The organism is Rhodococcus sp. DMF-1 (assembly GCF_021441945.1).
Classification (GTDB): domain Bacteria; phylum Actinomycetota; class Actinomycetes; order Mycobacteriales; family Mycobacteriaceae; genus Rhodococcus; species Rhodococcus ruber.
In genome coordinates this window covers 82462-94973 of the sequence record NZ_CP090443.1, presented here as the reverse complement: position 1 = coordinate 94973, position 12512 = coordinate 82462, and the positions used below count along the sequence as shown (strand labels likewise).

The 12512-nt window shown below is 63.6% G+C and carries 5 protein-coding genes and 5 pseudogenes; 8 read left to right on the top strand and 2 right to left on the bottom strand.

From position 1 onward, the window contains the following. Positions 1 to 5: 5 nt before the first annotated feature. Together LZP97_RS26585 and acs are read right to left on the bottom strand one after the other, a co-directional pair. A complete protein-coding gene (locus tag LZP97_RS26585; protein ID WP_185712580.1) occupies positions 6 to 1088 on the bottom strand; it encodes an AAA family ATPase in 1083 nt (360 codons plus the stop codon). Positions 1089 to 1451: 363 nt separating this feature from the next. Continuing rightward, positions 1452 to 3386, bottom strand: a complete 1935-nt coding sequence (gene acs, locus LZP97_RS26580) for an acetate--CoA ligase (protein ID WP_234575172.1) — start codon at positions 3384 to 3386, stop codon at positions 1452 to 1454. A 288-nt stretch (positions 3387 to 3674) separates the two neighbouring features. Between acs and LZP97_RS26575 the strand changes: the two are divergent. The 8 genes and pseudogenes from LZP97_RS26575 (at position 3675) to LZP97_RS26540 (ending at position 11851) form a co-directional block, all read left to right on the top strand. Beyond that, positions 3675 to 4711: pseudogene (locus LZP97_RS26575) on the top strand (aliphatic amidase). Between the two features lie 372 nt (positions 4712 to 5083). Then, on the top strand, positions 5084 to 5740 hold the full coding sequence (locus LZP97_RS26570; RefSeq protein ID WP_234575171.1) for a DUF1326 domain-containing protein: 657 nt from the start codon (positions 5084 to 5086) through the stop codon (positions 5738 to 5740). Positions 5741 to 5831: 91 nt separating this feature from the next. Then, positions 5832 to 6581 carry a DUF2182 domain-containing protein gene (locus LZP97_RS26565; protein WP_234575169.1) on the top strand — a complete coding sequence of 250 codons (750 nt, stop codon included), beginning with the start codon at positions 5832 to 5834 and terminating at the stop codon, positions 6579 to 6581. A gap of 551 nt (positions 6582 to 7132) precedes the next feature. Beyond that, positions 7133 to 8172 (top strand): annotated as a pseudogene (locus LZP97_RS26560) (ABC transporter substrate-binding protein). Between the two features lie 90 nt (positions 8173 to 8262). Continuing rightward, positions 8263 to 9120 (top strand): FecCD family ABC transporter permease, encoded by an 858-nt coding sequence (locus tag LZP97_RS26555; protein WP_442792848.1) that lies wholly within the window; start codon positions 8263 to 8265, stop codon positions 9118 to 9120. Positions 9121 to 9130: 10 nt separating this feature from the next. Further along, positions 9131 to 10746, top strand: a pseudogene (locus tag LZP97_RS26550) (IS1634 family transposase). 7 nt (positions 10747 to 10753) lie between these two features. Further along, positions 10754 to 11028, top strand: a pseudogene (locus tag LZP97_RS26545) (iron chelate uptake ABC transporter family permease subunit); the annotation flags it as partial. Beyond that, positions 11025 to 11851 (top strand): annotated as a pseudogene (locus LZP97_RS26540) (ABC transporter ATP-binding protein). The pseudogenes LZP97_RS26545 and LZP97_RS26540, both read left to right, overlap by 4 nt. Positions 11852 to 12512: the final 661 nt, after the last annotated feature.

The following is a 12512-nucleotide window of genomic DNA, read 5'->3' as shown; positions in this document are numbered from 1 at the left end:
CGTTCTCAGGACTCAGTGCACTTCGCCGCGGTCGCGATGATCACCCCATCACGAACTTCGGTGAGTATGTGCAGCGGCCTGACGGCCGATTCTGTGGAGACGATTACTCGCGCGATCGGCGCATGCAACTGTAGTCGTACGGCTCGCCTGAGATTCCGAGCTCCGTATATCGCGTCAAATCCAGTATGCACAAGGTGATCGAGCACTGCTTCGCTCGGCGACCAAGAAATATTTCGTGCCGATAGTAGAGCCTGTAGCCGAGCCAGTTCGAGGTCGACAATCGCCCGGGAAGTTTCCCTGGTGAGCTGCTTGAACTGCACGATTTCGTCGAAACGGTTGAACAACTCGGGATCGAAAAATTCCTCAACCGCGGTCGACACCGCATCATCGACGGAATCGATGGTGTCGGAGGTCCTCGACAATTTCCCGCGTAGCTTGGAAAGGAACGTGTGTCTTGTTGCGCGTAGGCGCGTGGCGATCTCGGCCGAACCCAGATTCGACGTCAAGAGCACGATCGAGTTCCGGAACGAGATGGTAGACGTGCCGGACGTCAAATTTAGCATGCCGGTGTCGAGGACCTGGAGTAGCGACCGGAGTACTGTAGCGTGAGCCTTTTCCACTTCGTCGAACAGAACGATACCGGGACGCGAAATGTTACCCTCGACGAGCTCGCGATTGAAAAGAGTGAACTGCTCCTTCGATCCAGCGTATCCGGGTGGAGCTCCGGAAATCGACGCCGAATAGTGCTCTTGTGCCAGTGAATTCATATCGATACGACATAGTCTGTCGGGATCTCCGGTGACTTCCGCGGCCAGACGCCGTGCGAGTTCGGTTTTTCCGACTCCGGTCGGACCGACAAAGAGTAATGATGCAATGGGGCGATGGGGATCGCGAATTCCGGCAGCGGCGATGGTGAGCGCTCGGACAACGGCGTCGATCGCCTCGTCCTGCCCGATGATCGCATTCTTGAGATTGTCCGACAATTGTGACGGTGACGTACTCCGACCCATGCGGAAACCGTACGGAGCCGGTTTGCTGACATGCCCCGAATTCATGTCATTGACTTTTTCGGACAAATAGCCGGACAAGATCTTTCTCCCTCCGGAGCAGAAATTTAATTACTGAACTAGCTAGCATGTTGTGATGCGCCACTGAAGAACAAGTCTTGTTGCAGACATAACTACCAGGCAGAATCCGCAGATTGCTATCGGCGTTGCTGGCGGCATCGGCCAGAGCCGGCCGACGTTGCAGCAAGTCGATTAGAACGCGTTCGCTGCGTGTTCGTTGCCTCGGTCGGAATGACAGCGGATCCATTCCATGACCGGATCGTGTCGGAGGTACAGTACTGGCGGTTCGTAAGGTAGCGAGCAGCGACTGCTCCACGTACGAACGGCTCATCGCTGTGGTCGGCGAGCGGATGAGTGGTCCCGACACCACCGAGGAACTGTCCCTCAGGCATTGCCGGAACGCAGACCGCCGAAGACCTTCGGGTCGACCAGGGTGGAGGTGTCGCCGAGTTCGCGGCCCTCGGCGACGTCGCGCAGCAGGCGGCGCATGATCTTGCCGGAGCGGGTCTTGGGCAGTTCCGGCACGACGGAGATCTGCCGGGGCTTGGCGATCGGGGAGATCTCGGTGGAGACCTGGTTGCGCAGTTCCGCGATCAGCGTGTCGCCGGTGTTCTCCACGCCCTCGCGCAGGATCACGAACGCGACGATGCCCTGGCCGGTGGTCTCGTCGGCGGCACCGACGACGGCGGCCTCGGCGACGGCCGGGTGCCCGACGAGGGCGGATTCGACCTCGGAGGTCGAGATGCGGTGCCCGGAGACGTTCATGACGTCGTCGACGCGGCCGAGCACCCACAGCGCCCCGTCCTCGTCGTAGCGGGCGCCGTCGCCGGCGAAGTACCAGCCCTCCTCGGCGTAGCGGGACCAGTAGGTGTCCTTGTACCGGTCCATGTCGCCCCAGATGCCGCGCAGCATCGACGGCCACGGCTGATCGAGCACCAGGTAGCCGTTGCCGCCGGCCCCGAGCGGTCGGGCGTTGTCGTCGACGATCTTGGCGGAGATTCCCGGCAGCGGCGCCATCGCCGAGCCCGGCTTGGTGGCGGTGATGCCCGGCAGCGGGGAGATCATGATCGCCCCGGTCTCGGTCTGCCACCAGGTGTCGACGATGGGAGCGGTGCCCGAGCCGATCACCTCCCGGAACCAGCGCCAGGCCTCCGGGTTGATCGGCTCGCCGACCGAACCGAGCAGGCGGATCGAGGACAGGTCGTGCGCGTCGGGGATCTGCCGGCCCCACTTCATGAAGGTGCGGATCAGGGTCGGGGCGGTGTAGTAGATGCTCACCCCGTACTTGGCGATGATCTCGAAGTGCCGGTGCTCGTTCGGCGAGTTCGGGGTGCCCTCGTAGACGACCTGGGTCGCGCCGTTGGACAGCGGGCCGTACACGATGTAGCTGTGCCCGGTGACCCAGCCGATGTCGGCGGTGCACCAGTACACATCGCGGCCCGGCTTGTGGTCGAACACGTAGTGGTGGGTGTACGAGGCCTGCGTCAGGTAGCCGCCGGAGGTGTGCACGATGCCCTTGGGCTTACCGGTGGTGCCCGAGGTGTAGAGGATGAACAGCGGGTGCTCGGCGTCGAACGGCTGCGCGGTGTGCTCGGCGGAGGCCTTGTCCACCGTCTCGTGCCACCACAGATCGCGCCCGTCGGTCCAGTCGACGTCGATGCCGGTGCGCTTGACCACCAGCACGTGCTGCACCGACGCCGCCTCGGCGACCGCCTCGTCGGCGGCCGGCTTGAGCGGGGCGGCCTGGCCACGGCGCCACTGTCCGTCGACGGTGACCACCAGCTTGGCGCGGGCGTCGTCGATGCGTGAGCGCAGCGCGTGCGAGGAGAAACCGCCGAAGACCACCGAGTGGGTCAGGCCCAGGCGCGCGCACGCGAGCATCGTCACGATCGCCTCGGGGATCATCGGCATGTAGATCGCCACCCGGTCGCCGGCGACCAGGCCGAGGTCGGTGAAGGTGTTCGCCGCCTTGGACACCTCGGCGAGCAGATCGTTGTAGGTCAGCGAGCGCGAATCGCCGGGCTCGCCCTCGAAGTGGATCGCGACGCGGTCGCCGTTGCCGGCGAGCACGTGCCGGTCGACGCAGTTGTAGGCGACGTTGAGCTGCCCGCCGACGAACCACTTCGCCACCGGCGCCTCGGACCAGTCCAGCACCTCGGTCCACGGCGTGGCCCAGTCCAGCCGCTGCGCCTGCGTCGCCCAGAACCCGAGCCGGTCGGCGTCCGCGGCGGCCTGCAACTCGGGACCGGCGTTGGCGGTGGCGACGAACTCTGCGGACGGCGGATACGTCGTGGCTGGAGAAAGTTGGACGGTCGTCATGATAGGCACCTTTTCTCAACGTCTTTGAAGTGCTGGTATATCCGCAGCGAGCGATGCTCAGAGAATACATGCTGCCTAACGGAAGTAAAGATTCACAGAGGTGGTCGTGCGAAGGGATCGACCTTGCCTATCGCCGTGAACAGGTGAGATTTCGGAAGATGGGGCTTGTGGCTGCACCTGTCGTGTCGTAGCGTGTCCACAACGTTGCAGTTCATGCAATGTGGAACACTTCAAGTCGGAAGCAAATGTCGGGTCGTGAGCGCCCGGCGAGTCACTAAGGAGTCCTAGATGCGACACGGGGACATTTCATCGAGCCCGGATACCGTGGGTGTGGCGGTGGTCAACTACAAGATGCCGCGACTGCATACCAAGGCGGACGTCCTTGAGAACGCGCGAGCGATTGCGAAGATGGTGGTCGGCATGAAGGCGGGCCTTCCAGGTATGGATCTCGTTGTGTTCCCGGAGTATTCGACTATGGGAATCATGTATGACAACGACGAGATGTATGCCACCGCGGCAACGATCCCCGGGGACGAGACCGACATCTTTGCGCAGGCATGCCGCGACGCGAAGACGTGGGGCGTCTTCTCGATCACCGGCGAGCGCCATGAGGATCACCCGAACAAGCCCCCTACAACACGCTCGTGCTGATCAACGATCAGGGCGAGATCGTGCAGAAGTACCGCAAGATTCTCCCCTGGACCCCGATCGAAGGTTGGTATCCCGGTGGCCAGACCTATGTGACCGACGGCCCCAAGGGACTCAAGATCTCCCTGATCATCTGCGACGACGGCAACTACCCGGAAATCTGGCGCGATTGCGCGATGAAGGGTGCTGAGTTGATCGTTCGCCCGCAGGGCTACATGTACCCGTCGAAGGACCAACAGGTGCTGATGGCAAAGGCCATGGCCTGGGCAAACAACTGTTACGTCGCCGTCGCCAACGCTACCGGCTTCGATGGTGTCTACTCGTACTTCGGCCATAGCGCCATCATCGGATTCGACGGCCGCACGTTGGGCGAGTGCGGCGAGGAAGACTACGGCGTCCAGTATGCACAGCTGTCGCTGTCCACGATCCGAGACGCCCGAGCAAACGATCAGTCCCAGAACCATCTGTTCAAACTGCTCCATCGCGGATACACCGGAGTCTTCGCTGGTGGCGACGGGGACAAGGGCGTGGCAGACTGCCCGTTCGACTTCTACCGGAACTGGGTCAATGACGCCGAAGCCACGCAGAAGGCTGTCGAGGCCATCACCCGCGAGACCATCGGCGTCGCCGACTGTCCCGTGTACGACCTTCCGTCCGAGAAAACCATGGATGCCTGAACCCATCGCAGATCGGACTGTTCGACCCGTAGCGACCAAAAACGTCGGCGTGGAATCGGATTGAGACGGTACCGGCCGCAAAGGACTCCTCGGGCAATTGCGGATCGAACCTCCTCGCCTTCCCCACCGCGCAGCCGAGACGACTGCAATATCGGTGCTTCGAGGAATCTCCAGGACAGAGCGGTGCGCGGTCGATGCCGTACCCAGAAAGCGACCGCGCCGTAGCCCCCGCAACTCTGCCCACCAGGGATACCGCTATCGAAGTCAACGCTGCCAGATCCGAGCAGTCCCACCCCCGGATGCGACGCATCACGGGTTCGTCGAACCAGCAGGACCCTTCCCCTCCCCATTCGTCTTTCAGGAGATCACCCTATGACCACTGCCGGCACTTCGAAGCAGACACGTTGGCATATCAAAGGCCAGTGGTTCGACATTTGCAGTTGCATCCTGCCCTGCGGCTGCACCATGGCGCAGCCTCCCACCGATGGGGTGTGCTACGGCACCCTGGTGTATCAGATCGACGAGGGGCACTTCGGCGAACTGGATCTGTCCGGTCTGACGGTGGTCACAATCGGCGAGATCAAGAGCGAGAATTTGTGGGATTCCAGCAAGCCCGTCGAAGGGATCTATGATCTCATCATCGACGAGCGAGCCGATACCGATCAGCGCGATGCACTCGAGCGCTTGTGGACAGGCCAGGAGGGTGGTTGGATCGCCAACCTCGTCGGCCTGTTGGGGACGGTGCGCCAGCTGGAGTACGCCCCGATCGAGTGCCGGATCGAAGGGGACCTGGCGCGGTGGAGCATCGACGTGCCGGGTCGGGTCAGCGGCGCGGTCGACGCCCTGTCCGGCCCCACCACACCTCCAGGACAACGCGTACAGACGTTCAATCCGCCCGGCTCGGAAACCGGCGGGTCGCCGGCGACCTGGGGAGTTCCCACGAAGATGGAACTGGTGGACTTCGGGTTTCTCGGAGAGTGGACGGCCAAGTCCAGCAAACACATTCCGTTCGACTGGTCCAACGAATGAGTGCTTCACCCGCCACCGCCCCTCGGCAGCCTCCGGACACACCGCGAGAACCTCCGTCAGCTACGTCGCGGTCGTAGGTCTACTCGTCACCTTGGCTGTCGCTGCGGGGCTCGCCTGTTGGTGGTTCGTGTCGGAGCAAGGGCACACGCACGGTACCGAGCTGTCGGCGGCCGCGTTGGGACAGTACGTTCTCATGTGGTCATTGATGATGGCTGCCATGATGTTGCCGACCGTGCATCGCACGACTGTGCTGTATGTGACCGCACTCCGCCGTCAATCAGCGTCGAGGATGTGGATCGGACGACTCGCCGTCCTACTTGCCGGCTATCTACTGGTTTGGTCGGTGATCGGGATACCGGTGTATGTGCTGGGGGTCTTCGCCCAGCGTCTTGCTTCAACAGGGTCGCTGCCGGTCGTGGGCTTCACTGCGGTACTGCTTGCGGCGTCGGGCCTGTTCCAGTTTTCGGCACTCAAGGAACGGTGCTTGCATCATTGCCAATCGCCCCTGGCATTCGTATCCCAGTACATGATGCGAACCGGCTGGGACCGTGATCTGCGTGCGGGACTGGCTCATGGGCTCACCTGTCTGGGCTGCTGTGCGGCGATGGTGGTGGTCCTCATCGCGGTCGGCACCATGTCCCTGCCGGCGATGGTCGTGCTGGGCGCCATCGCCATGATAGAAAAGACCTGGGTGCACGGTCCGCGGTTCAGTCGTCTCATGGGGATAGGGATGATCCTGTATGCAGCCGTCATCCTGGTGCATCCGGCCTGGGCTCCGATGCCGTTCGCTGTCCCCGACCACAGCCCTGTCATCGTGCAGTCCGGCGACCACCATCACTGAACTACGCTCCACCCGTCCTGGGCGGCGACCACCGCCCGCCATGCGGTAGTCACAGCCGCCCACTCAGAGCTTCTCCAGGAGTGAGCACCTCCTCCTGGGGAAACGGATGGCCCCCGATCACCCCCTGCATCGGGGGCCATCCCCAAAAGCAGCGCGAAAAGCAACTGGTCAGAAGAATGGTTCGTCCGCAGCGATCGGCTCGTCCACCACTATCGCCACGGAGTTGCGATGCAGCGCCGTCGCGTCCGGACCTGACAGTTGTCCTCGAAAACGGCCGCAAACTCCGCCCTGGAGGACTATCGGCCCTGCGGCAACGCTCAGCCCAGCAGGATCCGGCCCGCGACAAACCTCCTACCCGATCCACCCGTGGTGCGCGCGTCGCAGTGCACTGCCGCGCCGGTCACGGCGCCAGCCACACAGCGGTGAGGGAACCTGGTGCGCGTCCACTGGCGCGCAACCGCATTACTTCGGGCAGAAGGCCCGGTTGCACCACCGTGCCGTGGCGATCGCGGCCTCGGTACGAGTCCTCGACACAAGGAGTCGACGCTGTCATGTGTTCTCGTCTCGCGGTGTCCGCCGCGCTGTTCGCTGTCATGCTCACCGGATGTTCGACCATTGATACCCCCGCCCCCAAAGACTCCGGGGCGTCGGCGACGGACGGTACCAGCTACCCCATGACGCTCACCAACTGTGGAGTCGAGGTCACCGTGCCGGCACCGCCGCAGCGTGCAGTGGCACTGAATCAGGGTTCGGCGGAGATTCTGCTCTCCCTGGGGCTGGCAGACCGGATGGTCGGTACCGCCACGTGGACCGACCCGGTGCGCGAGAACTTGGCCGACGACAATGCCCGGGTGCCGCGGCTGGCCGAGAACAACCCGTCCATCGAGACGGTGCTCGACACCGAACCCGATTTCGTATCCGCCTCTTTCGGAGGCACCCTCGACCGGGTGGCGTCGCCGACCGTGATCAGTTCGCGCAACTAGGTGTGCCGACCTACTTGTCACCGACCGACTGCGACGGGATAGACGACAGCAGCGTCAATGCCGACGGCAACCGCACCACGCCGCTGGCCATGGACACGGTATACAAGGAGATCCGCGAGCTGGCCGCCATTTTCGACGTGCGCGAACGCGGGGATCAACTCGTCGCCGCCCTGCAGTCACGCTACGATGCGGCAGCCAACCGTGTCGCCGCATCGCAGGTGACCCTGGCATTTTGGTTCGCCGACACCTCCACCCCATACGTAGCGGGCTGCTGCGGGTCGTCCGGGATTATCACCGCCGCCGTCGGCGCGAAGAACGTCTTCGACGACACCACCAATGAATGGCCACAGGTAAGCTGGGAAACGGTGCTCGATCGAGATCCCACTGCGCTTGTGCTCGCCGACCTGAGCAGACGCAGCCTCGCCGGGGACGCCCTCGACAGCAAGATCGACTTCCTCGAAACCAACCCGGTCACCGCGCAGCTGACCGCGGTGCGTCACCGGCGCTACATCGTCGTCAACGGCGCCGACCTGAACCCGTCGATTCGTACCGTCGACGGCATCGAGAAGGTAGCCGACGCACTCGAACAGTCGGGCTACCGCAGGTGAGTCTGTCACCACCACCGATCCGCACACCGTGGCGGCTATTCGCACCAGGCGCACCGCCACATGGGTAGGCGTGGGGGCTTTGTACTGTGCATGCTGGTGGTGTCCATCGCGGTCACCGTCACTATCGGTCCGGCAGAGTTGTCGATCGGTGAGGTCTACGCCGTGCTATTCGACAAGCTCGGTCTCGCTGCCGCGGACGTCTCCCCGATTCGGGAGGGCATAGTCTGGCAGCTACGACTGCCCCGGACCCTGCTGGCCGCGATTTGTGGCGCCGGGCTGGCGGTGTGCGGGACGATTTTGCAATCCCTGTTGCGCAACCCGTTGGCGGATCCCTTCGTGCTCGGCATTTCCTCCGGTGCCTCCACCGGTGCGGTCGTCGTGGCCGTCCTCGGGGTCGGTGGCGGACTGGTGTCCCTGTCGAGCGGCGCGTTCGTCGGAGCGCTGGCCTCGTTCGCACTGGTGCTGGCCCTGGCCGCAGGGGCCGGTGGGGGCACCGCCCGGATCGTGTTGGCGGGATTGGCGGCCACCCAGTTGTTCTCGGCGTTGACCTCGTTCATCGTGTTGTCCTCGGCCGATGCCGAACGCACACGCGGCGTGCTGTTCTGGTTGCTCGGTTCCCTCGCCGGCGCAACCTGGGCGGATGTGAGCGCCGCCGCAGCGGTGTGCGCACTCGGCATCGCCGTGTGTCTATGGCAGGCTTCGACGCTCGACGCATTCACTTTCGGCTCTTCCGCCGCCGCCACCCTCGGCGTCGCCGTGGGCCGTGTCCGGCTGGTGCTTCTGGTTGTCACGGCAATGATCACCGCGGTGGTGGTCAGTACTGCCGGAGCGATCGGTTTTGTCGGTCTGGCCCGAGTTAGGACATTACCGACGGGTAGATCGATGTCCGGCTCCGTGACCTGCATGTTCGCCGTTCCTGTCGGGTGGATTGGGGTACTAATCAGGTAGCGTCCCGGCCGTGACATACGTGCGGAAGGTGCGGACCGCGTCCGGAGCAGTCGCGGTCCAGGTCGCCCGCAAAAACCGCGGCCGGGTCGAGATCATCGAACACGTCGGGTCGGCGCACACCGATGCCGAACTCGGTGTGCTGCTCGCCCGAGCCCGCCGCATCGTCGACGGTGAGCAGGGCGTACTCGACCTCGAGGTCTCCACCCGCATCGCCCGGGTCGACGAGGTCGCCGACTGGCGGCCCGAAACCGAGCGGACTGCCGCCGCGACGGTGGCGCCGGCCGGACGCACACTGAGCACGAGTTCGCGGTTGCTCTACGACGTGCTCGGCGCCGTCTACGACCGACTCGGGTTCGACGAGGTGGGCGACACCGTGTTCCGAGATCTCGTCATCGCCCGGATCGTCGAACCCACCTCGAAAGCCGACTCCGCACGAGTCCTCGTCGATCTCGGTGCAGATACAGTCTCGTACAAAACAATCCAACGGCACCTTGCCGCGGCGGTCACTCGCGACTACCGCAACATCGTCGCGACGCGATGCTTCGCCCGTGCCGCCACCAGCGGGGACTTGTCCCTGATTTTGTACGACGTGACGACCCTGTACTTCGAAGCGGAGAAGGAAGACGACCTGCGCAAGGTCGGGTACTCGAAAGAGCGTCGCGTCGATCCCCAGATCGTGGTCGGCCTGCTCGTCGATCGCGCCGGATTCCCATTGGAAATCGGATGTTTCGAAGGCAACACCGCCGAGACCACCACCATCGTTCCGATCGTGCGCCGATTCCAGCAGCGGCACGGCCTGGACGACACCGCGATGGTCGTCGCCGCCGATGCGGGCATGCTGTCGGCATCGAACCTGAAGGATCTCGATGCTGCCGGCGTGAAGTTCATCGTCGGGTCCCGTGTCACCAAAGCACCCGGCGATCTCGCCTCGCATTTTCACTGGTACGGCGACCTGTTCACCGACGGCCAGATCATCGACACCATCACCCCACGTCACGGGCGCAGCACCGTCAACAACGTGCGTACCAGGGCCGAGCCCGTGTGGGCCCCGGCGACGCATCCGAACGGGTGGCGAGCAGTCTGGCAGTACTCACGCAAACGTGCGGTGCGCGATGCGCAGACCCTCAACCTGCAGGAAGCTCGTGCCCGCGCTGTCATCGACGGCACCAAGCCCGCGAAAGCGACCCGGTTCGTCACCGTCACCACGAAGGGCGGCGCCTGGATACTGCGAGTATCGAACGGGCCCGTTCCCTCATCGGTTTGAAAGGGTATGTTTCGAATCTGCCTGTCTCTGTGATGGATTCACGTGACATTATCGCGAAGTATCATGATCTGTGGCATGTGGAGCAGTCGTTCCGGATGTCGAAAACCGATCTGCGAGCTCGACCGATATTCCATCGCACCCGCGATGCGATCGAGGTGCACTTGACCATCGTGTTCGCCGCGCTGGCCGTCGCCCGTGAGGTTCAGGACCGCACCGGGCTGGCGATCGGCAATGTCGTCAAGCAGCTACGGCCGTTGCGGACCTCCACGATCGTCATCAACGGGGCCACCGAGTCGTTCCCGCCGCAGATCCCAGCCACTCAGCAGAAAATTCTCGCGGATCTCGGCTTCGCGGGGTACTAAAAATGTCCTAACTCGGGTGATCACCGCGGTGGTGGTCAGTACTGCCGGAGCGATCGGTTTTGTCGGTCTGGTGCTGCCGCACGCCGCCCGGTTTCTCGTCGGACCCCGCCACAGCCGTCTGCTGCCCGTCGCCGCCGTGATCGGAGCGGTCTTTCTGGTATGGGTCGACGCCGTCGCGCGTACCGTGTTCGCCCCCAGGAGATACCGGTCGGGGTGGTTACCGCCTTGATCGGTGTGCCTGCTTTCGCCGTCCTGCTCTTCCGCACCCGGAGCACCCCATGACCCTCAGCGCTCATCACGTATCCTGGTCCCGCGGCGGCGCCCTCGTCGTCGACGACATCAGCGTCGCGCCGACGACCGGACAGACAATCGGGCTGCTCGGACCCAACGGCTCCGGCAAGTCCTCCCTCTTGCGCCTGCTTGCGGCGCCGCCCGTCCCGACATCGGCACCGTCACCCTCGACCGAACCGATCTGCACAGTATGGGTCAACGATCCCTCGCTCGACGCGTCGCCATGGTCAGTCAGCACGCGCACACCGATGTCGATATCACCGTCTACGATGTGGTTCGACTCGGCCGCATCCCGCACCGCGACCTGTTCGGCCGCGACGACGACGAACACGACGCGATCGACCAGGCATTGGCCGCCACCGATCTGGCATGTCATGCACACCGCAAATGGCACACGCTCTCCGGCGGAGAACGCCAACGCGTCCAGATCGCCCGTGCTGTGGCCCAGCAGCCCACCGAACTGCTGCTCGACGAACCCACCAACCACCTCGATGTCGCCCATCAGCTCGACATCCTCGAGCTGATCACCCGCTTGCCGATCACCAGCATCGTCGCACTACACGATCTCAACCTCGCCGCGATGTTCTGCGACCAAGTCCTGGTACTCGACCACGGCCGCGTCGCCGCCCACGGGACCCCGGCCGGCACGCTCACCGTGGAGCTGATCGAGCATGTCTACGGAGTGCGGACCGACGTCGTCCTCGAAGATGGGGTTCCAACTATCCGGTTGCGCAGACCAGGGACTCCTCGAGCGACGATTGCGCGCCCTTCAGCCAGCCGTGCGAGTGTCACGGCCGGGAGCGCACAGCCATGATCTACACATTTCCATGCCCCAGGATGCCAACCTTCTATTCCGAAACGGCTTTTGCGCCCTGTCATCACAGAACAACGTCGCAAGCCCACCCGGCACCCGTCGGCGACCGCCTGTCCGTTCCTCGAGTGGAGGAAGGCGTCTGAAACTGGTGAAGCAGAGTCATGAGATCCGCTGGAATCGACAAACCCGCCGAGACGAGCGCTTTACGAGTCTCCGAGCCGTATCATCCTCCTGATGATCGTGATGCAGTCCAGAATGAATGCTGGTGTTATAAAGCAGAATTGAGTAATATCTAGATGTCGACGGTGCGCGTGGTTGCCGGGGAGGACGGCCACACCTGTCGACAGCTCGTCCCAGACGCATCCACTGCAGGCAACATGTCGGCGAGCAGTGGACGTGCCGTGTGGGCGAGGCGGCGTGTCCTCCATGTGCGTGGGCACGGGCAGATCCCGAAACCCCCTGCATCCGGGTTGCCGAAGCCCTGCTTCGTCGACATCTTTGGATCGTCGACGGAGCAGGGCTTTCCGTCCCTTGCGTCTGCCCTCCCGTAGTGCGGATCATCTGTGCGGCAGCTGCGGACGCGGTCAAGGCTTGCCTTTCGACGGTGACCTCGGCGAAAACCCCGATCGCGTCACACTGCCGCTGCCCCGAATACGTCTGG